Below are 22,466 nucleotides of genomic sequence, written 5' to 3'. Positions count from 1 at the left end.
GCGGACGCCGCTTCCCGGCCCGCTCCCAGCGTGTTGGCGGCGCAACGACCGGCCGCCTCCGGATCATCGGACGCAGGCCCGCAACTCCGCGCGGCCGGCGACCGAGAGCAGGACGACGCGCCATGTTCGACAACAGCAAGGCCTTCAGCAGCTTCTCCGTGAACGACCTCGACCAGGCCAAGCACTTCTACGCCGAGACCCTGGGGCTGAACGTCTCCGACCTGACCATGGAGCAGCAGTACCGGCTGCTGCGCCTGCACCTGCCCGGCGGCGGCGAGGTGCTGATCTACCCGAAGGAGGACCACGCCCCGGCGTCGTTCACCGTCCTCAACTTCCCGGTGGCCGACGTCGAGCAAGCCGTCGACGAGCTGGCCGGGCGCGGGGTGCGGTTCGAGCGCTACCCCGGGCTGGCCACCGACGAGAAGGGCATCTTCCGCGGCGGCGGCCCGCACATCGCGTGGTTCACCGACCCGGCGGGGAACATCCTCGCGGTGCTGCAGGAGAACTGAGTCCCACTCACCCCAGCGACAGCCCGCCGTCCGCCAGGCCGTCCGTCAGCCCCTGGGCCAACTGCCGCCCCAGCTCCTCGGCCTGGCGCAGACCGGCGGCGAAGGCGGCGATCCGGCCGAAGGCCTCGCCCAACTCCCGCTGGCTCCCGATCGGCAACCGGGGCACCTGGACCCGGCGGACGTCGAGACGGGAGGTGGTGGAGGCGTGGCTGCTGGCGGAGCGCGCACCGGCGGTGGAACGCAGGCGTCCCGCCAGGAACTCCGGGTCGAGCAGAGCCGGATCGGGACGCAGCAGGTGCAGGCGCGCGCCGAGAGCCGCGCCGTCGGCCGGGTCGCCGGGGCGGACGACCAGCGCACTGGCGCCGCCCAGGGCCGCGACCAGCACGTCGCCGGGTCGGGCGAGCAGGGCCGCGCCCTCGCCCGGTGCACCGGCCTCGGCCAGCGCGGCGCTCGGGCGGCGGCCGGCGGCGAGGTCCTGCTCGGTCAGCACGGGGGTGGCTGACGGGTCCTCGGCCCACGGCCGGACGGCCGGGCCGGTGCCGGAGGAGAAGAGCTCCAGGGCGCCGGCGCGGGCCAGCTCGCCGATGGTGGTCATCGGGGCACCCTGGCCGGCCCCGGTCTCCGCGACGACCGGCAGCCGCTGATCCAACTCGGCCAGTGTGGAGAGCAGTTCGCCCAATCGCCCGCGCTGGTCGGCCAGCGCCGAGGCGCCGCCCGCCGGGGTCGGCGGCGGCAGGTGGCGGGCCGGGGCGAGGTCGGTGTCGTCGTCGAGCAGCTCGATCGAGTCCAGCACCCGGTGGACGCCCGGCCGCTCGACCACCTCGCCACCGGCGTCGAAGGCCTGCCAGCCGTCCAGCACCGTGCGGTGCAGGATCGGCCAGTCGAACTGCTCGGGCTGGGTGGCGGTCGCGTCCAGCAGCAGCAGCCGACGGGTCGGCGCAGCGGCCCGCGGATCGGGCCGGCGCAGCAGCCACAGGTGGAGCGGCACGCCGTAGGGCGGTGCCGCCCCCGCCGGCAGCGCGAGGACGGCGCGCAGCGCGCCGGTGCGCAGGAGTTCGGCGCGCAGGCGGCGGCCCGAGCGGCGGGAGGCGACGGTGGGCGGCAGCAGCAGCGCGGTCAGACCACCGGGGCGGGTGTGCGCCAGGCAGTGCAGCAGCCAGGCCAGTTCGGGCTCGGCGCGCGGTGGCGTCTGGTCGAAGAGCCAGCGCGCGTCGTAGCGCAACTCCTCGTACCCCCAGTCGCGTTCGTTGTACGGCGGGCGGCAGAGCACCGCGTCGACGAGCAGCGCGGGGTCGGCGTCGGCACGCAGCGCGTCCCCGGTGGCCAGGTGCAGCGGCAGCGGCACCGGAGCGTCCGGAGCGGCCTGCAGCGCGAGCCGCAGCAGCGCGGCGCCGGCCGTCACCGGGTCGCGCTCCTGACCGTGGCGCACGGCGTCGGCCGGGGCGGCGCGCAGGACGGCGCCGAGCCCGCAGGACGGGTCGAGGATGCTCGCGGGCCCACCGGCGAGCGCGAGGAGCAGGGCCGCGGCCTCCGGCGGCAGCTGGCCGGACTGCCGGGAGGTGGTGAGCAGCGCTTCGTAGGCCGCGGCGGCACCCTGCTCCGCCGTCAGCCGGGCCAGCATCCGGCAGAGCTCGAGCTGCGTGCTGCCGTAGAGCGTCGGAAGCTCCAGCAGCCCGAGCCCCGTGTCGCCGAGCAGCTCGCCCACGACCTCGGCCACCGCCCGGGGCAGCGCCAGGGCGAGCCGGGTGTCCGGCTCGCCGGCCAGCGCGGCCCAGCGCCGGGGCGCCCGGTGCAGCAGGAGCAGGAAGGCGCCGGCCGGCAGCAGCGGGGCCCCCGGGTTCCCGGCCGGGTCGCGCAGCGCGTCGAGCTGCTGGCGGCAGCGCTCCACCAGCGGCAGTTCGGCGATCTTGCCCTGGCGGCGGAGCCAGTCCTCGACCTGGGGCAGCGCGAAGGTGGGGCTGGCCTCGCTGCCGCCCACCGGCTGCGGGAAGTCGGCGTGCCGCTTGCGCCAGTTGCTGACGGCCGCCCGCCCGACCCCGGCGAGCCGGGCGATCTCGACGGCGGTGACCTCGGGACTCGGCGGCATGGCGGCTCCTCGGCGAAGGCGGCAACAGCGACTGTGATCATCCAGCATAGCCACCCGGCCCCGACCTCCTCGTTCACACGTGAACAGAGAGGTTTTTCATTTTTCTGTTGACGACGTTCACAGCACTCTGCTGTGATGTACCTGTCGCCAACCGGGGCGATCACCTGAAAACCGAGGGACCCGCCATGCGCAGCACCACCACCGCCCGCCGCCGCTCCAGCTCGCTCGGTCTGCTGGCGGGCACCGCCCTGCTGGCCCTGGCCACCACCGCCTGCGGGCCGACCGGCACCAGCACGGTCAGCACCAAGCCCGTGCAGAACTCCGCCGCGGCCGGCTCCACCAGCACCGCGGCCGGCGGCAGCAAGGCCCCCGCCAACGCCAAGGTCGGCGACACCATCGCGCTCAAGGGCATGGACAAGGGCGCCGCCGCCGACGTCACCGTGGTCAAGGTGGTCGACAACGCCCCGAGCGCCAACGACTTCCACCCCGCCGACGGCAAGCGCTGGATCGCCGTGCAGTTCCGGATCAAGAACACCGGCACCGCCGCCTACAGCGACGCCCCGGACAACGGCGCCGGCGTGCTCGACGACAAGGGCCAGTCCTACAGCGCGGTGATCGCCGACACCACCGCCGGCCCGAGCTTCCCCACCCCCGCGAACATCGCCCCCGGCGACAGCGCGCTCGGCTTCATCACCTTCGAGGTGCCCGCCGACGCCAGGATCGCCAAGACCCAGTTCGGCCTCGACAGCGGCTTCGCCGACCAGGCCGGGCAGTGGAACCTCGGCTGAGCCCCGGCGGTGCGGGGCGCCCGGCGGCTGGGAACGACCAAGCGGCCGGGAACGACCAAGCGGCGGGTGGCACGAGGCCACCCGCCGCCCAGGAACCGGGGGTCCGCTACTTCTTCGCCGCCGCCAGCTCCTCGAACATGGTGGTCAGGAAGGTCCCGCACCAGGCCAGCAGCTCCCGTCCGACCACCGGCTTGCCGCCGATCCGCGCGGTCGTCGGCCGCGGCACCAGCACCTGCGAGGTGGCCGCCTTGACCTGGCTGCGCGGGTAGAGCCGGTTCAGCCGCAGCTGCTGGGACTCGCGCAGCTCGACCGGGCCGAAGCGCACGTTCGCGCCCTGCAGCGTGATGTCCGCGACCCCGCAGCGCCGCGCGTACAGCCGCAGCGCCGCCACCAGCAGCAGGTTCTCCACCGGGTCGGGCAGCTTGCCGTAGCGGTCGGTGAGTTCGGCGCGCACCTGCTCGATGTCGGCCTCGGAGTTGACCGCGGCGATCGAGCGGTACGCCTGCAGGCGCAGCCGCTCGCCCGGTGCGTAGTCGTGCGGCACGTGGGCGTCCACCGGCAGCTCGATCTTCACCTCCAGCGGCTCCTCCTCCACCTCCCCGCCACCGCCCGCCAGCGACTCGCGGAACTCGGCCACCGCCTCGCCGACCATCCGCATGTAGAGGTCGAAGCCGACGCCCGCGATGTGCCCGGACTGCTCGCCGCCGAGCAGGTTGCCCGCACCGCGGATCTCCAGGTCCTTCATCGCCACGTACATGCCCGCGCCCATCTCGGTGTGCTGGGCGATGGTGGCCAGGCGCTCGTGCGCGGTCTCGGTGAGCGGCTTCTCCGGCGGGTAGAGCATGTAGGCGTAGCCGCGCTCTCGGCCACGGCCCACCCGGCCGCGCAGCTGGTGCAGCTGGGAGAGGCCGAAGGTGTCGCCGCGCTCCACGATCAGCGTGTTGGCGTTGGAGATGTCGATGCCCGACTCGACGATCGTGGTGGAGACCAGCACGTCGAACTCCTTCTCCCAGAAGTCGACCACCACCTTCTCCAGGGCCGTCTCCCCCATCTGCCCGTGCGCGGTGGCGATCCGCGCCTCCGGCACCAGGTCCTTGAGCCGGGCAGCCGCCTTGTCGATCGACTCGACCCGGTTGTGGATGTAGAAGACCTGTCCCTCGCGCAGCAGTTCACGCCGGATCGCGGCCGAGATCTGCTTCTCGTCGTAGGGGCCGACGAAGGTCAGCACCGGGTGCCGCTCCTCCGGCGGGGTGGTGATGGTGGACATCTCGCGGATGCCGGTGACCGCCATCTCCAGGGTGCGCGGGATCGGGGTCGCGGACATCGTCAGCACGTCCACGTTGGCCCGCAGCTTCTTCAGCTGCTCCTTGTGCTCGACGCCGAAGCGCTGCTCCTCGTCCACGATGACCAGGCCGAGGTCCTTGAACTTCGTCTCGCTGGAGAAGAGCCGGTGGGTACCGATCACCACGTCCACCGACCCGTCGCGCAGGCCCTCCAGGACCGCCTTCGCCTCGGTGTCGCTCTGGAACCGTGACAGCGCCTTGACCACCACGGGGAAGTTGGCGTACCGCTCGGCGAAGGTCGAGAAGTGCTGCTGCACCAGCAGCGTGGTGGGCACCAGCACGGCCACCTGCTTGCCGTCCTGCACCGCCTTGAAGGCCGCGCGCACAGCGATCTCGGTCTTCCCGTAGCCGACGTCGCCGCAGATCAGCCGGTCCATCGGGACCGACTTCTCCATGTCGGACTTGACCTCGGCGATGGTGGTCAGCTGGTCGGGCGTCTCCGCGTACGGGAACGCGTCCTCCAGCTCGCGCTGCCAGGGCGTGTCCGGCCCGAAGGTGTACCCGGGGGCGGCCATCCGGGCCGAGTAGAGCTTGATCAGGTCGGCGGCGATCTCCTTGACCGCCTTCTTGGCCCGCTGCTTGGTCTTGGCCCAGTCCGCGCCGCCGAGCCGGTGCAGGGTCGGGGCCTCGCCGCCGACGTACTTGGTCACCTGGTCCAGCTGGTCGGTCGGCACGAAGAGCCGGTCGCCGGGGTGCCCGCGCTTGGCCGGCGCGTACTCCAGCACCAGGTACTCGCGGGTGGCGCCCTGGACGGTGCGCTGCACCATCTCGACGTAGCGGCCCACCCCGTGCGCCTCGTGCACCACGTAGTCGCCGGCCGCCAGGGCCAGCGGGTCGATCGCGTTGCGCCGCCGGGACGGCATCCGGCGCATGTCCTTGGTGGAGGAGCGCTGCCCGGACAGGTCGGTCTCGGTGATCACCGTGAGCTTGAGCGCCTCGTCCACGAAGCCGTGCTCGATCGAGCCGCAGGCGACGTGGACGACGTCGCGGGTGGGCGCCTGGGTCAGGTCCGGGACCAGCCGGGCCGCGATGCCCTCGTTGCCGAGCACCTCCGCCAGCCGGGAGGCCGGACCCTGACCCTCCGTCACCATGACGACCCGCCAGTCGGCGGTCAGCCGCTCCTTGGCGTCCGCCACGGCCCGCGCGGTGTCGCCGCGGTAGGCCTCCACCGCGTGCATGCCCAGGGTCAGCGTGTTGCCGTCACTGTGCCAGTCAGCGGCTTCGCCGCGGGCCAGTGCCGAGCCGACCTCCGCGTCGCTGGTCGCGAACGGGCTGACCGACCACCAGGGCAGGCCGATCGCGCCGGCGTGCTCGCGCACCTCGGCCAGCGAGCGCAGCGAGGCGGCGGAGACGTCGATCTGCTCGACGTCGATCGGGCGGTCACCGCCGGAGGCCGCCGCCACCCAGGAGGCGTGCAGGAACTCCTGACTGGTCGCCACCAGGTCGGCCGCCCGGGTGCGGACCCGCTCGGGGTCGCAGACCACCGTGACCGAGCCGGCCGGCAGCACGTCGAGCAGCAGCTCCATGTCGTCCACCAGCACCGGGGCCAGCGACTCCATGCCCTCGACCGCGATCCCCTCGGCGATCTTGTCCAGGATCTCGGCCAGCTCGGGGTGGCGCACGGCGAGCTCCGCGGCCCGTGCCCGCACCTGCTCGGTGAGCAGCAGCTCCCGGCAGGGCGGCGCCCACAGCCCGTGCTCGGCGATCTCCAGCGAGCGCTGGTCGGCGACCTTGAAGTACCGGATCTCCTCGACCTCGTCGCCCCAGAACTCCACCCGCAGCGGGTGCTCCTCGGTCGGCGGGAAGACGTCCAGGATGCCGCCGCGCACCGCGAACTCACCGCGCTTCTCGACCAGTTCGACCCGCGCATAGGCAGCCGCGGCCAGCCGCCGCGCCACCTCGTCCAGGTCCGCCGACCCGCCACCGCGCAGCGCCACCGGCTCCAGCTCGGCCAGCCCCTTGACCTGCGGCTGCAGCACCGAGCGGACCGGCGCGACGACCACCTGCACCGGCCCGGCGGACGGGTCGTCGGCCCGCGGATGAACGATCCGGCGCAGCACCGCGAGCCGGCGGCCCACGGTGTCCGAGCGCGGCGAGAGCCGCTCGTGCGGCAGCGTCTCCCAGGCGGGGTACTCCGCGACGGCGTCCGGCGGCAGCAGCGAACGCAGGCTGGCGGCCAGGTCCTCGGCCTCCCGACCGGTGGCGGTCACCGCGAGCACCGGGCGGCCCCGCTCGCCGGCCCCCGCGGCCAGCGAGCGGGCCAGCGCGGCGACCACGAACGGCCGCGCGGCGGGCGGGCCGACCAGGTCGAGATGCGGGCGATGGCCGCTGGCCGCCGCCTCGATCGCCTCGGCGAGGGCGGTGTCGCGAACCACGACATCGAGCAAACCGGTCAGGCTCATGGAGTCTTCTCGTCCCGTTGCGTCCAGGCGGAGCGCCCGGCCTGACGTTCATCTGCGACCGGGCAGCTTGATGGGCCCGGCACTCGCGGTGCAGGGGCCGGGTCAGGCTCCCAGGGTACGCCGAGCAACCGACGCCGACTCCGTCAGTCACCCGCTCCCGCCTGGCCATGGGCATGACCTGCGGTTCGGACGGGAGGGTCGATTGTCAAGAATTGGACACACTCCTGTCACTGGGAGTCCATGGACACCGCGCAGGATGGATCACGTGCCCGCCGCTCCAACCGTGGGGGATGGCGCAGCGGGACCAGCGCACTCCGATGGGGGTCGGGGTGCGAGGCCGGGCGACCCTGGGTGGGGGCGCCCGCCCGAGCGTCGGGAGTCGTGGCGCCCTTTCCTGGAGGGCGCCACGGGTCCTGGCCCAGTTTCCACTCCGCCGTTCGGGGCCGCCGCGGTCCGGGCTCCTCTTTCCGGTGATCTTTGCGCCGCACGGGTGCTGCCCACCGACTTCCGCGCCGCCCGCTCCCTACGCTGAGCGCCATGCGTGTCGTCATCGCCGGTCAGGGCTACGTCGGACTCCCGCTCGCGGTTCGCGCCGCCGAGGTCGGCCACCGGGTCGTCGGATACGACATCGACCGGCGCCGGATCGCCCGGCTGGCCGGCGGCGACTCGTACGTGGAGGACATCCCGAACGCGCGGCTGCGGCCGCTGCTCGCCGACGGCAGCTACCGGCCCTCCGCGGAGCCGGCCGACCTGGCCGGCTTCGACGTCGCCGTGATCACCGTGCCCACCCCGCTGCGGGACGGGGTGCCCGACCTCTCCTTCATCGAGGCCTCCGGCCGGCTGCTGGCCGAGCGGCTGCGGCCCGGCGCGCTGGTGGTGCTGGAGTCCACCACCTATCCCGGCACCACCGAGGAGCTGCTCACCCCGCTGCTGGAGAAGGGCTCGGGGCTGCGCGCCGGGATCGACTTCCAGGTCGGCTACAGCCCCGAGCGGATCGACCCGGGCAACCAGCAGTGGCGGCTGGAGAACACCCCGAAGGTGGTCTCCGGCATCGACACCGACTCGCTGCACGCGGTGGACGACTTCTACCGGCAGCTGGTGGAGCGCACGGTGCCGGTCTCCTCGTGCAAGGAGGCCGAGCTGGCCAAGCTGCTGGAGAACACCTTCCGGCACGTCAACATCGCCCTGGTCAACGAGCTCGCGGTGTTCGCCCACGAGCTGGGCATCGACATCTGGGAGGCGATCGACGCCGCCGCCACCAAGCCGTTCGGCTACCTGCGCTTCGACCCGGGCCCGGGGGTGGGCGGGCACTGCCTGCCGATCGACCCCTCGTTCCTGTCCTGGCGGGTCGAGCGGGCGCTCGGCCGGTCGTTCCGCTTCGTCGAGCTGGCCAACGACGTCAACAGCCACATGCCCGACTACGTGGTGCGGCGCCTGGCCACCGCGCTGAACGAGCGCCGCCAGGCGGTCAAGGGCTCGCGCATCCTGCTGCTCGGCCTGGCCTACAAGAAGAACACCGGGGACGCCCGCGAGACCCCCGCCGCCCGGGTCGCCGAGCTGCTCACCCGGATGGGCGCCGAGGTCCGCGCCGCCGATCCGCACGTGGCCCGCGTCCACCTGCCCGGCCAGCGCGGCCCCTTCTCCCGTGTCACCCGCGTCACCGCCAGCCCCGAGGAGCTGACGGCGGCGGACGCGGTGGTCCTGCTGGCCGACCACGACGACTTCGACTACGCCACGATCACCGAACACGCCCGGTACGTCCTGGACTGCCGACGCCGCCTCACCGGCGCGGCGGTCGAGGTGCTCTAGGCCGAGCGCATCGCGCGCTGGCACGCGCGCTCCGCACCGGAGGTCAGGTCCGCCGACGTCCCACGGTGTTCGGCAGCGAGTCGATCTCGGTGCCGTCGTCGATGATCACGATCTTCGGGATGATCCTGGTCTCGTCCTCGGGCGCCGGCCCGGCGACCGGGGCGGCACCGCTGCCCTGGGCGGTCGGCGGCGGGGTGGCCGGGCGGGGCGGGAGCGGCGGCTGGGCGGCACCGGCGGCGCGCAGGGCGGTGCGCGGGTCGACCGGCGGGGTGCCGCCCGGGGGCGGCGGCGCGGGCGCGTCGCGCAGGTCGGCGGGCAGGCGCAGCACCGTGGTCGGGGCGTCGGAGGAGGCGGTCGGCAGCGTGGGCGGCGCGGCCGGCGCGGGCGGCAGCGGGACCTCGCCGGTGTCGGCCTCCGGGTCGGTCGCCTGGACCGTCGGGATCACCTCGGTCACCTGGGTCTCCTGGACCGCCGGAGCCGCCGCGGTCACCTGCGTCACCGCGGTGCCGGGCCCGGCCGGCTCGATCATGCCGACGGCCTTGCCGGTCAGCGAGGCGAGCGTGCCCTTGATGTGGTCCAGGTGCGTCTGCACCGTCTCCAGCCGCTTGTCGAACGCCGCGCGCTCCGCGGCGCTGGCCGCCTCGATCTTGTCGGCCTCGCGGCGGGCCTGCTCGATCAGGCGGTCGGCCTTGGCCTGGGCGTCGGTGTCGATCTGCTTGATCAGGCTGAGCACCGACTCGCGGTGCTGCTCGGCCTCCTTGAGGCGGCGCTCCGCGGCCTGCGAGATCTTGGCGTCCTCGGCGGCGGCAGCCGCCTCCTCGGCGGCGAACCGCTCGTCGGCGTCACGGCGCAGCTCGGCCAGCTTGGTCTCGGCCCGCTCGCCCGCCTCGGCGGCGGCGACCCGGATCTTGGCGGCCTCGGCGGTCGCGCCGTCCCGGATCGCGCGGGAATCGGCGTCGGCCTCGCCCCGCAGCTTCTCGGCCTCGGCGCGGGTGCGCTCGTCGATGCGGCGGGCGGCCAGGTCGGCCTCGGCACGGGTGGCGGTCGCGTACGCGGCCGCCTCGGCCTGCAGCTCCTGGCCGGCCTGGTAGGTCTCGTCGCGGGTGTCCTCGGCGAACCGCTCGGCCTTGTCGCGCACCTGGCGGGCCTCGTTGTCGGCGATGGCCATCAGGTCGGCGGCCTGCTCGCTGAGGGTGGTGTAGTCGGGCTCCGGCGCCTCGGCGGCGGCCTTGCGGGTGGCTGCCAGCACCGCCTCGAGCTCGCGGATCTGGGCGCCGAGCCAGCTCAGCTGCTGCCAGGCCTCGTCCCGCTGGGAGGTCAGCGCGATCAGCGCGCGGTCGACCTGCTCGGGCGCGTAGCCGCGCCGGGCAGCGGTGAAGCCGTACGACGGGATGGCGTCGCTCATCTGCTGTCTTCCCCTCAGTGCCGGCTGGGCACGAATTTGCCTGCGCTCGTTTCCTGCGATCCTCTTGACCTATTTTGCGCAGATCATCTGGAAAGCCCAAGGAAGCGACACCACCGGCTGGGGCCGCACCCACGGTGCGACCCCAGCCCCAGCCGTGCTGACGGCTAGAGCAGGCCGTCCCAGAACTGCTCCAGGAGGACCGCCCACCAGGTGTCCGGTGCCTGGAGGGCGGCCGGGTCGATCGCGGCCAGCTCGGCCTGGAAGTCGGTGGTCCAGCGCCCGGCCTGATCCGGGGTCAGGCCGTAGCGCAACGGCCACATCCGACCGAGCAGGGCGAGCGACCGGACGAACTCCGGTACGCCAGTGTTGACGAAGCGCGGGGCCTGCGCGGTTCCCTCCAGGTCCACCGCGACCACGGCCGCTGTGCCGTACTGCACACAGAGTTGCCGTCCGTAGTCGTTCCCGAGCACCAGGTAGCCGCCCGCGTCGGGCGCGGCCTGGCGACCGCGCTCGGCGGCCAGCTCGGCCAGCGTCGGGATCGGCCGGTTCTCCGGTGCGTGCGCCCAGAAGAACGGCCCGAAGCTGGTCGGCAGGCCCGCCCAGACCAGGGTCTGCGCCACCGCCTCGGGCACCCCCTGCCGGGAGACCGCCCGCTGCTCGTAGCGGAAGACGGCGGGGCCGAAGTACTGCGCGAGCTCGGCACCGATCTGCTGCGGCGGGACGGGGGCGGCCGGCGGGATGCTGCCGGGAGCGGGCAGCGGCACCCGGACCGGACGCGGGCGGCGCGGGCCGGCGGCCAGCTGGTGCAGCTCGTCCAGGTGGTTGAGCAGGTGCGCCATGCCGGCCTGGCGGGCCTGGTGCTCGCGGCCGTACCCGGCGGTGTGGGTGATCCGCACGTTGGGCCAGGAGGAGGCGATCAGCCGGGAGCAGTAGCCGCCGGGCAGGTCGCAGGCCTCCAGTTCGGTGTGCAGCTCCAGCACCTGCTCGGCCGGCACGCCGAGCCGGCGCAGCTCCTGCAGGATCCGCCACTCCGGGTGCGGGGTGCCGGGCTCGCTGCGGTGCATCACCTTCTGCTCGGAGCCGTCGGGGGCGCGGTAGCTGAGCACGGCCAGGTAGCCGGGGCCGACGGTCGGCACGCCCGGCGGCACCGGGGCGCCCTGCGGCGGCAGCCCGGGGACCGGCGCGGCGGCACCGGGGGCGCCGGGGAGGCCGGGGGCGCCCGGGAGGACCGAGGCCAGCTGGGTCGCGGCGTGCGCGACGCCACCGCCCTGGGCGCCCTGACGGGACGGCGGGGCGGCCTTGGAGGTGTCGGCGTCGGCCAGGTCCCCGCTACCGGCGGCGGGCGCGGCCGCACCGCGCAGCGCTCCCGGCGGCGGGGGCGGCGGAGCGCCGACGCCGCCACGACCGCCCGCCGGGGGCGCCACCGGCGCACCGGGGTGAGCAGGCGCGCCACGCAGCGCACCGGGCGGCGGGGGCGGCGGCGTGCTGCCGGACCCGCGGCCACCGGCGGCTGCCGGGGCCTCCGCGCCACTGCCACCCGCGTGCAGCAGCCCGCCGGGCGGCGGGGGCGGCGGAGCGCCGACACCACCACGGCCGCCCGCCGGGGGCGCCACGGGGGCGCCGGGCAGGCCCATCAGGCCGGGCGGGCCGTCGGAGGCGAGCATCGTCGGCGCGTACTCGACGCCGGGGGCGGGGGACGGCGGGACGGGGGGCCCGACGGGTGCGGGCACGGCCGGCGCGGGCGGTGCCGACGCGACCGGCGCGCCGGGCAGGCCCATCAGGCCGGGCGGACCGTCCGACGCCAGCATGGTCGGCGCGTACCCGCCCACCGGCGCCTGGGGCGCGGCAGGCGCGGGCACCGGAACAGGCGGCGCCGCGACGGGCGCCTCGGCGGCCGGCGGCGGCATCCGGACCGTCATGGCCTCCGGCGGGGTGGCCGGGGCCGCCGGCCGCTCCTCGCCGTGCTCCTCCAGCTCCCAGCTGGGCGGCGCGAGCATGGTCGGTGCGTCACCGGCCGGCCGGTCCGAGACCGGCGGCTCCGTCAGCACGGCAGGCGCAGCCGGCACCGCGGGCGGCGCGGGCTGGGCCATCACCGGCACGGGCGGCACCTGATCGGGCAGGCCCGGGACCGGCGGGGGCCCGGCGATCGGCCCGACGGGCTCGACCGGCGCGGCGGGCGCGGCGGGCTCGGCGGGCTCGGCCGGAGCCGGCCCCTGGTCGGCGCCCTGCGCCGACCCCAGCCGTTCCGCCTCGGCGGCGATCACCGCCGCACCGGCGTCCAGCATCCACTGCGGCGGGCTGAGCAGGAAGGAGGTCGCCTCGGCCGGAGCGGGCACCGGCTTGACCGCCCCGGGCGCGCTGCCCTGGGCCGGCCGGCCGTACTGCGCCTCGTAGCGGTGCACCACCTCGTTGACCGGCAGCGCGGGCCAGAGCGTGCTCGCCCCGGTCTCCCGGGCGATCACCAGCTTGACCGCCCCGCCGTCCGAGGAGGGGCCGCCGTCGCGGTCCTCGGCCCAGCAGACGAAGCCGAGGTCGAACTCCCGTACCCGCACCTCGCGCTGCTGGAAGGGCGACACCCCGCCGTTGATCCACTCCGTCGCCAGGTCCTGTGCCTGCGCGTACGTCATCATGCTGCCTCGCCCCTGTCCTCTTGCTCCGGCCGTCCGCTCCCACCGATCGCACCGCCGGCCCGCCGGCTGTTGACCGACCGCCTCACGACACCGGCACCGCGCGGGCGAACCCGCCGTCCACCATCAGCTCCGCGACCGTCTCCAGCTCCGGCGGGCTGCCGGCCAGCCGGAGCAGGAAGTCGTCGAAGCTGTCCCCGCAGGGCAGCAGCAACCGCCGTACCCGGTCGGCCGCCTCCTCGGGGGCGCCGTTGTCGCGGGCGTCGTCATAGAGGCAGAACCAGACCGAACCCAGCTGCTCGCCCCGCACCTTGAGGGCCAGGATGCCGCCCTGGACGAAGGCGATGCCGAGGTAGTCCTTGGTCAGGTGGTCCCGCAGGCACTTGTTGACGTAGACCAGGTCCTCGACGCCGTACTCCTCGCTGAGCGTCAGGAACGGCTGGTCGAGCAGGAGTCCGAGGTCGGTGTCGAGCGCCACGCCCGCCGGGGTCCGGCCGCCGGCCAGCTTGAGGAAGCCGCGGTAGGGCCCGGGCAGCCGGTAGCCGAGCCGCTCCTCGGCCGCTTGGACCATGTCCTCACCGACGGTCAGCGGGTCGGCGCCCTCCTTGGAGAGCGGGAAGTGCACGGCCTTGCGCTCCTGGAGCGGGCGGGTGCCGCGCCGGGCGTGGTCGGCGGCCGAGCGGGCCAGGCCGCCGTGGTGCCGCAGCAGCGCCTTGACCTCGACCGGGATCAGCTCCATCCGGCGCCAGCCGTGGGCCGCGCCGCCGACCGCGTGGTGCCAGGTCCAGCCCGCCGGGGTGGCCACGGCGCACTCCTGATCGGCCCACAGCTCGTGTCCCTGGCTGAACAGCGCGGCATTGGCGGACACGTAGTCGGTCAGCCGCAGCTCGTCCACGCCGAAGCCCTCGGGCGGGTCCGCGACCTCGGCCGCCGCCGCGGCGTACGCACCGAAGTCCGGGTACCCCTGGGCATCGACCCGCACCCCGTCGGGGTACTTGGCCGCCCGCACCGGGTCGGGAAAGTGAACCACCTGACCCGCGTAGGCCGCGTTGGGCACGGCGGCGATGCCGGGCCGACCTGTCGTCATTCTGGGTGCCCCCACTGCGCTGAAGCCGATTTAGCTAGCCACCAGGGTATGGGGTCCCGGGTTCGGACGGACGTCCTGGTCCGGCGGCCGGGGCGAACCGGAGCCCTGTGATCAAGTTGTGAACAATTGGTGCGCCTGACGGAGTCTCAGTACGCGGGCCCGCCCCCCGAGTGATCCACTGTCCGAAACGTTTGGCAGGCTGACGTATGAGCGGGTTCGTCCGACCCGCCCGACAGAGGACCAGCCGACAGAGCGAGAGGAGCAGCCGTGGACGAGGGTCCGCCGGTCGCACCCCTGCTGCGCCACCACCGGGACAGCCTGCTGCCCGCCGTGGCCGCGGCGCTCTCCCTGCGCGGTGGCGAGGTGCACACGCTGGCCGGCCGCAAGGCCGACCAGGAGCCCGCGCTGCACCCGCTGGTCGGTGACTTCCTGGCCCGGCTGCCGCTGGAGCACCGCGAACGCTTCACCGGGCGCTGCCCGGAGGCCGTGCTGCTCTCGCAGTACCTGACCACGGTGGACAGCAGCCGCTCCAAGCGCGCCGCGAAGAAGCCGCTGAGCCTGCACGACGCCCGCAAGGCGCTCAAGGGCGCCAAGCTGACCACCGTGCGGATCCGCGAGCAGGACGACCCGGCGCACGGCACCCACGCGCCGCCCTGCCGCTCCTGCGCACCGCTGCTCGAACACCTCACCGTGCAGAGCGTGGTGGTCGGGCCCAGGTCCGATCCGGCCTGAACCGGCCCGTGGCCCGGCGGCCGAGGCCGTGAACCAGTAGCCCCGCAGCGCCGCCCAGGTCGCGTGCCGCCCCTGTCCCCCGACACCGGAGTCCCCCCTGAACCCGCTCACGTCACCGGCCGCAGGCCCAGCGTCCGCCGCCGTACGCTCCCAGCCCAGGTTTCCCGCCGACGTCGCCGCGGCGCTCAAGCAGGCCGGCTGGCACCCGGGCCGCTGGGAGATCCGCCGCGCCGAGGAGTGGGCCGACGAGCTGCTCTCCCGGCACTCCGCCGACGGCGTCCAGCACGCGGTCTTCCCCGCTGCCATCGAGGCCTGGGCCGAGTTCGGCGGGCTCTCCTTCGACCTCGGCGGCGCCGGGCGTGAACTGGCCCGCACCCCGTTCCTGCTCGACCCGATCTGCGGCCTGCACCTGCCGCGCACGCTGGCCGACCTGTCACGCGCGCTGGACAGCCGGGTGGCGCCGCTGGGCGAGGAGCACTACGGCCAGGCGCTGCTCGCGATCGACGAGGCGGGCCGGGTCTACAGCCTGGACCACACCGGCGAGTGGTTCCTGGGCGCCGACCTCGACCAGGCGGTCACCGCGCTGGTCCTGGGCACCCGGCCGGAGCGACTGCGGACCGTCACCGACCCGCTCTGAGCCGTGCTCCCGGGCGTGCTCCGCGGCGCCCGGGCGGCGAGCCGGGTTCAGCAAAGTTGTGAAGCTTCCGCACGGATCTCCGCCCGCGAGCCCTGAGCCGGCCTCAGCGCAGCCAGGCCTCAGCTCGGCCGGCCTCAGCCCAGCCGGTCACTGCGCTGCGCCAGCCGCGAGGGCAGCAGCGCCTCCACCCGGAACCCGCCCTCCTGCTGCGGCCCGGCCGTGAAGCTGCCGCCCAGCGCGACCACCCGCTCCTCCATGCCGACCAGCCCGTTGCCCCCGCTGGGCAGCCTGACCTGGTCACCGCCGACCGGCCGCTCGTTCACCACGGCCACCCGCACCCCGTTGGGCACGTAGGCCAGCAGGACGGCGACCCGCGCGCCACCGGCGTGCTTGTGCGCGTTGGTCAGCCCCTCCTGCACCACCCGGTAGGCGGTCTGCTCGGCGTCCCCGCGGTAGGGCCGGCGGTCGCCGCTGACGGTCAGCGTCACCTGCATCCCGGCCGCCCTGGACTGGTCGATCAGCCGCGGCAGTTCGGCCAGCCCCAGCGGGCTCTCGGCCGGCGCCTCCTCGCTCATCCGCAGCACGCCGAGGATCTCGCGCAGCTCGTCCAGCGCCTGGCGCCCGGTCTCGGCCATCAGCTTGGCGCTCTGCGCCGCCTTCTGCGGCTCCCGCAGCGCGATCCGCTCCACGGCGCCCGCGTGCACCACCATCAGGCTGACCCGGTGCGCCACCACGTCGTGCATCTCGCGGGCGATCCGGGTGCGCTCCTCCAGCCGGGCCCGCCGGGCCCGCTCCCTGGCCCGCTCGGCGAGCAGGTCCAGCTCCGCCTCCAGGCCCTGGGCCCGGTCCTTGAGCGATTCGATCAGCCGGCGCCGGGCGCCGATGTAGAGGCCGCCCACCACCGGCGAGACGGTCAGCCCGACCGCCACCAGCACCGAGAAGAGCACGAAGACCCAGGTGGCCGGCAGTTGCTGGCCCGGCTGCGGCTCCGTGGTGAGCATCGCGAAGAGCACCATGCCCAGCGTCTCCACGAAGATCACCGCGGTGAGCGCCACCACCTGTCTGCGCCCCGAGGGCCAGGTCCAGGTGGAGCAGAGCGTGTAGAGCGCGACGACCAGCAGCACGATCCCGAACAGTCCGGGGACCAGGACCATCGAGACCAGCACCGGCACGGTCGGCCAGCGCCGCCGCACCAGCAGGCTGGCGCCGGCCAGCGCACCGATCACCGCAGCCGCGATCGCGTACCCGTGGCCCAGGTGGAAACGGTCGCGGACCAGGCCGTAGCCGCCCAGCGCACACTCCACGGCGGCCAGCAGGGCCAGCACCGCGTCCAGCAGCGCACTGCGCCGCCGGTCCCACCACCACAGGCCGCGGTCCGGTGCGCCCTCCCCAGGCGACATGCTCATACGGGACAGCCTAAGTGAGGCGTCCCCTGCGGCCCCACCCAGTTCTCGGCTCCCCATGCGCCGCGCTGTCCGCCATTCGACCGAGTCGACCGCGGGGCAAGGACCTCCCCATATGCTGGTCCGGTCGGACAGCGCGGTCCGCCGAAGCCGAAGCCCACCACCCCAGGGAGCCAGCCGTGACCGCTCAGGTCCCCACCTCGGCCGACCACCCGAGTGCCGACCAGCCGCCCACCGGGCGTTCAGGCGCCAGTCTGGCCGCCGTGGAGCTGCCGAACGCCGACCCCGCCGCCGACAACGCGGCCCTGCGGGCCGACATCCGCCGCCTGGGCGACCTGCTCGGCGAGACCCTGGTCCGCCAGGAGGGCGCCGAGGTGCTCGGCCTGGTCGAACAGGTCCGACTGCTGAGCCGCACCGACGGCGAGGCCACCGCGGAGCTGCTCGCCAACATCGATCTGGAGACCGCGGCCAAGCTGGTGCGGGCCTTCTCCACCTACTTCCACCTGGCCAACGTCACCGAGCAGGTGCACCGCGGCCGCGAGTTCGCCGCCCGCCGGGCCCGCGAGGGCTCGCTGCTGGCGCAGACCGCCGACCAGCTGGTGGAGGCCGACCCCAAGCACCTGGCCGACACACTGGCCAACCTGGCGGTCCGCCCGGTCTTCACCGCGCACCCCACCGAGGCCGCCCGCCGCAGCGTGCTGAACAAGCTGCGCCGGATCGGTGAACTGCTGGAGCGGATCCACCGCGAGCACGCCGCCGCGGGCATCTCCCCCACCGACTCGGCCCGGCTGACCTCGGCCAAGCGCTCGGCCGACCGCCGCCTCGCCGAGGTCATCGACCTGCTCTGGCAGACCGACGAGCTGCGGATCGCCCGCCCCGAGCCCACCGACGAGGCCCGCAACGCCGTCTACTACCTGGACGAGCTGTACCGCGAGGCCGTCCCCGAGGTGCTGGAGGAGCTGCACGAGGAGCTGGCCCGGGTCGGCGTCGCGCTGCCCGAGGGGGTCCGCCCGCTGACCTTCGGCACCTGGATCGGCGGCGACCGGGACGGCAACCCCAACGTCACCCCGCAGGTCACCTGGGACGTGCTCAACCTGCAGCACGAGTACGGCATCAAGGACGCCCTGGACGCGGTCGACGACCTGCGCAACACGCTCTCCACCTCGGTGCGCCTGGCCGGTGCCTCCGAGCAGCTGCTCGCCTCGCTGGAGGCCGACCTCAAGCTGCTGCCCGAGCTGAGCCCGCGCTACAAGCGGATGAACGCCGAGGAGCCGTACCGGCTCAAGGCCACCTGCGTGCGGCTGAAGCTGGAGAACACCCGCGAGCGGCTGGCCGCCGGCACCCCGCACCTGGACGGCCGCGACTACCTGGGCACCCGCGAGCTGATCGCCGACCTCAAGCTGATCCAGGACTCGCTGCGCTCGCACCGCGGCGAGCTGATCGCGGACGGCCGCCTGGCCCGCGCGATCCGCACCGTCGAGGCGTTCGGCCTCCAGCTGGCCACCATGGACGTGCGCGAGCACGCCGAGGCCCACCACCACGCGCTCGGCCAGCTCTTCGACCGGCTCGGCGAGGAGGCCTGGCGCTACAACGACATGCCGCGCGAGTACCGCCAGCGGCTGCTCGCCAAGGAGCTGCGCTCGCGCCGCCCGCTGGCCCCCACCCCCGCGCCGCTGGACGCCGCGGGCACCAAGACGCTGGGCGTCTTCACCACCATCCGCGAGGGCTTCGAGCGGTTCGGCGACGAGATCGTCGAGAGCTACATCATCTCGATGTGCCAGGGTGCGGACGACGTCTTCGCCGCCGCCGTGCTGGCCCGCGAGGCCGGCCTGATCGACCTGCACGCCGGGGTCGCCCGGATCGGCATCGTGCCGCTGCTGGAGACCACCGAGGAGCTGCAGCAGGCGGACCGGATCCTGGAGGAGATGCTCTCCGACCCCTCCTACCGCCTGCTGGTCTCGCTGCGCGGGGACATCCAGGAGGTCATGCTCGGCTACTCCGACTCCTCCAAGTTCGGCGGCATCACCACCTCCCAGTGGGAGATCCACCGCGCCCAGCGCCGACTGCGCGACGTGGCCCACCGCTACGGCATCCGGCTGCGCCTGTTCCACGGCCGCGGCGGCACGGTCGGCCGCGGCGGCGGCCCCTCGCACGAGGCGATCCTGGCGCAGCCCTGGGGCACCCTGGAGGGCGAGATCAAGGTGACCGAGCAGGGCGAGGTGATCTCCGACAAGTACCTGCTGCCCTCGCTGGCCCGGGAGAACCTGGAGCTCACCCTCTCCGCCACGCTGGCCGCCTCCGCCATGCACACCTCCCCGCGCCAGGCCCCCGAGGAGCTGGCCCGTTGGGACGCCGCGATGGACGTGGTCTCGCAGGCCGCGCACACCGCCTACCGGGGCCTGGTGGAGCAGGAGGACCTGCCGAAGTACTTCTTCGCCGCCACCCCGGTCGACCAGCTCGCCTCGCTGCACCTGGGCTCGCGCCCCTCGCGCCGTCCCGACTCGGGCGCCGGACTGGACGGCCTGCGGGCCATTCCGTGGGTCTTCGGCTGGACCCAGTCCCGCCAGATCGTCCCCGGCTGGTACGGCGTCGGCTCCGGCCTGGCCGCCGCCCGCGAGGCGGGCCTGGGCGACGTGCTGCCGGAGATGTACGGCAAGTGGCACTTCTTCCGCAACTTCCTGTCCAACGTCGCGATGACGCTGGCCAAGACCGATCTGCGGATCGCCCGTCACTACGTCGAGCAGCTGGTCCCCGCCGAGCTGCGGCACATCTTCGACCAGATCACCGCCGAGCACGACCTGACGCTGCGCGAGGTGCTGCGGCTGACCGGCGAGAGCGAGCTGCTGGAGCACAACCCGGTGCTCAAGCAGACCTTCACCGTCCGCGACGCCTACCTGGACCCGATCTCCTACCTGCAGGTGGCGCTGCTGCGCCGCCAGCGCGAGGAGGTCGCCGGCGGCCGGCCCGAGGACCCGCTGCGGGCCCGCGCGCTGCTGCTGACCGTCAACGGCATCGCGGCCGGCCTGCGCAACACCGGCTGACGGACCGACAAGCCGAAGGGGCCCGCTCGCCGTGCAGGCGAGCGGGCCCCTGGCGTTTCGGCCGGCTCGGGTCAGCCGGTCTCCTTGTCGGTGCGGCGGCGCTTGAGCCAGAGCGCGCCACCGCCGGCCGCGACCACCAGGCCGCCGGCCACCGCCGGGATGCCGGCGTTGCCGCCCAGGGTGGAGATGAAGGCGCCGGAGAGCGCCGCGGTCTCGGGGGCCGGGGTCGGCGCGGGCGACGGCGCGGCGGTCGCCGGCGGGTCGTCGACCAGCTGGGCGTCCAGCGCGCTGGAGACGGGCTGCGGGGCCGCCTGGCGCAACCGGCCGCTGCCGCCCCGGCCGCCGCCGACCGAGATCGCCGAGGTGCGGTTGGCCGAGGGCGTGGGGGTCGGCGTCGGGCTGGGGCAGCCGCTGGGCAGCTCCGTCGGCGAGGCTCCCGGCGAGGCGGTGGCCGAGGCGTCGGCCTGGGCCGAGGCGGGAGGCTGGGACGGCGGTTGCGGTGCCGCCCCGGCCGACTGCCCGGGCGAGGCGGTGGCCGAGGCGTCGGCGCCCGGCAGCGGCGGACAGCTGGGGCCGGCCGTGGTGCTCGGCGAAGCCGTGGGCGGATGCGGTGCCGCGGGCGTGGCCGCGTCGGTCGGCGGCCCGCTGGCCGCCACCGCGGTGGGCACCGGCGAGGGTGCCGTACTGCTCGCCGCCGGCGTCGGCGAGAGCGTCGCACTCGCCGAGGGCGCGGGTGAGCCGCTCGGCTCGGCCGCGCGAGCGAGTGCGGCGCCGGAGAACAGCGCCGTGACCGCCAGAACCCATGTGCCGGCCATGCGTGCCGAGCCCAACCCCGCGCCCACCAGCGCCCCTATCTTCCCGAGTCCGGGTCGACCGTACCCGATGCGCCAAAGCGATCCGGCCGCGGAGAGGGGGCTGCGGCGAAGAGTTGTACGACTGTTGCCCTATCCGTCATACGAGGGCGCCGAGCTGACGTCAGGTCAGCTGTGAGCCGGCTGGGAGTCAGGTGTTGTAGGTGCCCTGGGCCCGCTCCAGACCCTCGGTCAGCAGCGCCTCGACGGCGTCGGCCGATCGGTCCACGAACCAGTCCAGCTCCTTGCGCTCGGCACCGGAGAAGTCCTTCAGGACGAAGTCGGCGACCTCCATCCGGCCCGGCGGGCGGCCGATGCCGCAGCGCACCCGGTAGTAGTCCGGGCCGAGCGACTTGGTGATCGACTTGAGCCCGTTGTGGCCGTTGTCGCCGCCGCCGAGCTTGAGCCGCAGGGTCGCGTAGTCGATGTCCAGCTCGTCGTGGACCGCCACCACCGCGGCGGCCGGCGCCTTGTAGAAGTCGCGCAGTGCGGTGACCGGGCCGCCGGAGAGGTTCATGAAGGTCATCGGCTTGGCCAGCACCACCCGCTGCCCGACCAGCCGGCCCTCGGCGACCTGGGCGCGGCTCTTGTGCGTCTTGAACCTGGCACCGATCCGCTCGGCCAGCAGGTCGGCCACCATGAAGCCGATGTTGTGCCGGTTGCGGGCGTAGCCCTCGCCGGGATTGCCCAGGCCCACGATCAGCCAGGGGCCGCTGTACGCCTCACCGCTCATCTGCGCTCCTCCTCCGATACCTCATCATCATGGACACACAGCTGCCCCGGCTCCCACACGGGGAGCCGGGGCAGCGGCAGTGGAACTACCGGGAGGCTCAGGCCTCGGCGGCGGCCTCAGCGGCGGCCTCGGCGTCGGCGTCGGCCTGCGAGGCCTGGGCGCCGATGACCTGCAGCACGACGGCGTCGGCCTCGACGGCCAGCGAGGTGCCCTTGGGCAGCGCGATGTCGCCGGCCACGATGGAGGCGCCGGCCTCCAGGCCCTCGATCGAGACGGTGACCGACTCGGGCAGGTGGGTGGCCTCGGCCTCGACCGGCAGCGTGTTCAGCACGTGCTCGACCAGGTTGCCGCCGGGGGCCAGCTCGCCCTCGGTCAGGACCGGGATCTCGACGGTGACCTTCTCGCCGCGCTTGACCAGCAGCAGGTCGACGTGCTCGATGGTGCGCTTGATGGCCTCGCGCTGGACGGCCTTCGGCAGGACGAACTCGTCCTTGCCCTCGATCGGGACGACCAGCAGGGCGTTCGGGGTCTTGAGGGCCATCATCAGGTCGTGGCCGGGCAGGTTCAGGTGAACCGGGGCGTGGCCGTGACCGTAGACGACACCGGGGACGAAGCCGGCGCGGCGGGCGCGGCGGGCGGCACCCTTGCCGAACTCGTTGCGGGGCTCGGCGGCAAGGCGGATCTCGGACACGACTGCACTCCTCGGAAGACTGGCGGGGGGGTGCAGGCAACACTCGTACGGTGGTCATACGAGGCCCGAACAGCACGAAGCCGCCGGGACCACACCCTTAAACACTGGGGGGTTCGCTCGGCGGCGGGACGACTCTGCCAACGGTCGGTACTCCGACCCCGGCAGCGCGTCGATCACGGAGCACGCGCCCGATGGGCGCGCGGCATCCCTCGCCGAGCAGTCTCACGAGTCTAACCGCAGCACTCGTCAACCGTGAAATCGGCCCCGTCGCCAGCAGCGACGGGGCCGATCGGACCTGACGGGCCTTCAGCGGGAAGCCCGC

Annotated in this window: 15 protein-coding genes; 6 read left to right on the top strand and 9 right to left on the bottom strand. The window is 74.3% G+C overall.

All coding sequences use genetic code 11. The features are described from left to right. Positions 1 to 122: 122 nt before the first annotated feature. Positions 123 to 509, top strand: a complete 387-nt coding sequence (locus OG294_RS23690) for a VOC family protein (RefSeq protein ID WP_327068543.1) — start codon at positions 123 to 125, stop codon at positions 507 to 509. Between the two features lie 7 nt (positions 510 to 516). Here OG294_RS23690 and OG294_RS23685 read toward each other — a convergent pair whose 3' ends face one another. After that, positions 517 to 2,595: an N-6 DNA methylase gene (locus OG294_RS23685; RefSeq protein ID WP_327068542.1), complete on the bottom strand. Its 2,079-nt coding sequence runs from the start codon at positions 2,593 to 2,595 to the stop codon at positions 517 to 519. 185 nt (positions 2,596 to 2,780) lie between these two features. On the opposite strand from OG294_RS23685, the gene OG294_RS23680 reads away from it, so the two are divergent. Then, on the top strand, positions 2,781 to 3,383 hold the full coding sequence (locus OG294_RS23680) for a DUF4352 domain-containing protein (RefSeq protein WP_327068541.1): 603 nt from the start codon (positions 2,781 to 2,783) through the stop codon (positions 3,381 to 3,383). A gap of 106 nt (positions 3,384 to 3,489) precedes the next feature. Here OG294_RS23680 and mfd read toward each other — a convergent pair whose 3' ends face one another. Further along, positions 3,490 to 7,128: a transcription-repair coupling factor gene (gene mfd, locus OG294_RS23675; RefSeq protein WP_327068540.1), complete on the bottom strand. Its 3,639-nt coding sequence runs from the start codon at positions 7,126 to 7,128 to the stop codon at positions 3,490 to 3,492. A gap of 537 nt (positions 7,129 to 7,665) precedes the next feature. On the opposite strand from mfd, the gene OG294_RS23670 reads away from it, so the two are divergent. Next, on the top strand, positions 7,666 to 8,937 hold the full coding sequence (locus tag OG294_RS23670) for a nucleotide sugar dehydrogenase (RefSeq protein WP_327068539.1): 1,272 nt from the start codon (positions 7,666 to 7,668) through the stop codon (positions 8,935 to 8,937). 43 nt (positions 8,938 to 8,980) lie between these two features. Here the strand turns inward: OG294_RS23670 and OG294_RS23665 are convergent, their stop codons facing one another. The 3 genes from OG294_RS23665 to OG294_RS23655 form a co-directional block, all read right to left on the bottom strand. Continuing rightward, a complete protein-coding gene (locus tag OG294_RS23665) occupies positions 8,981 to 10,342 on the bottom strand; it encodes a hypothetical protein (protein ID WP_327068538.1) in 1,362 nt (453 codons plus the stop codon). A gap of 164 nt (positions 10,343 to 10,506) precedes the next feature. Further along, entirely contained in the window at positions 10,507 to 12,972 is a 2,466-nt protein-coding gene (locus tag OG294_RS23660; RefSeq protein ID WP_327068537.1) for an SUKH-4 family immunity protein, read from the bottom strand. 82 nt (positions 12,973 to 13,054) lie between these two features. Next, positions 13,055 to 14,056, bottom strand: coding sequence for an SMI1/KNR4 family protein (locus tag OG294_RS23655; protein ID WP_327068536.1), 1,002 nt, complete (start codon positions 14,054 to 14,056; stop codon positions 13,055 to 13,057). A gap of 267 nt (positions 14,057 to 14,323) precedes the next feature. On the opposite strand from OG294_RS23655, the gene OG294_RS23650 reads away from it, so the two are divergent. Together OG294_RS23650 and OG294_RS23645 are read left to right on the top strand one after the other, a co-directional pair. Beyond that, entirely contained in the window at positions 14,324 to 14,788 is a 465-nt protein-coding gene (locus tag OG294_RS23650) for a YwqJ-related putative deaminase (RefSeq protein WP_327068535.1), read from the top strand. Between the two features lie 97 nt (positions 14,789 to 14,885). Then, entirely contained in the window at positions 14,886 to 15,425 is a 540-nt protein-coding gene (locus OG294_RS23645; RefSeq protein WP_327071641.1) for an SUKH-3 domain-containing protein, read from the top strand. A gap of 134 nt (positions 15,426 to 15,559) precedes the next feature. On the opposite strand, the gene OG294_RS23640 is transcribed toward OG294_RS23645, so the two are convergent. Then, complete coding sequence (locus OG294_RS23640; RefSeq protein WP_327068534.1) at positions 15,560 to 16,831, bottom strand: sensor histidine kinase; 1,272 nt, start codon at positions 16,829 to 16,831, stop codon at positions 15,560 to 15,562. Positions 16,832 to 17,082: 251 nt separating this feature from the next. Between OG294_RS23640 and ppc the strand changes: the two genes are divergently transcribed. Further along, entirely contained in the window at positions 17,083 to 19,869 is a 2,787-nt protein-coding gene (gene ppc / locus OG294_RS23635) for a phosphoenolpyruvate carboxylase (protein ID WP_327071640.1), read from the top strand. A 71-nt stretch (positions 19,870 to 19,940) separates the two neighbouring features. On the opposite strand, the gene OG294_RS23630 is transcribed toward ppc, so the two are convergent. From OG294_RS23630 to OG294_RS23620, 3 genes are all read right to left on the bottom strand, one after another. Beyond that, a complete protein-coding gene (locus tag OG294_RS23630; RefSeq protein WP_327068533.1) occupies positions 19,941 to 20,684 on the bottom strand; it encodes a hypothetical protein in 744 nt (247 codons plus the stop codon). Positions 20,685 to 20,871: 187 nt separating this feature from the next. Further along, entirely contained in the window at positions 20,872 to 21,453 is a 582-nt protein-coding gene (pth, locus tag OG294_RS23625) for an aminoacyl-tRNA hydrolase (RefSeq protein ID WP_327068532.1), read from the bottom strand. A gap of 97 nt (positions 21,454 to 21,550) precedes the next feature. Further along, positions 21,551 to 22,144, bottom strand: coding sequence for a 50S ribosomal protein L25/general stress protein Ctc (locus tag OG294_RS23620; RefSeq protein ID WP_327068531.1), 594 nt, complete (start codon positions 22,142 to 22,144; stop codon positions 21,551 to 21,553). Between the last annotated feature and the right edge of the window lie 322 nt (positions 22,145 to 22,466).

Origin of the sequence: Kitasatospora sp. NBC_01302, from assembly GCF_035976515.1 — a bacterium.
Lineage (GTDB): Bacteria > Actinomycetota > Actinomycetes > Streptomycetales > Streptomycetaceae > Kitasatospora.
This window is presented reverse-complemented; position numbering and strand designations above follow the sequence as displayed.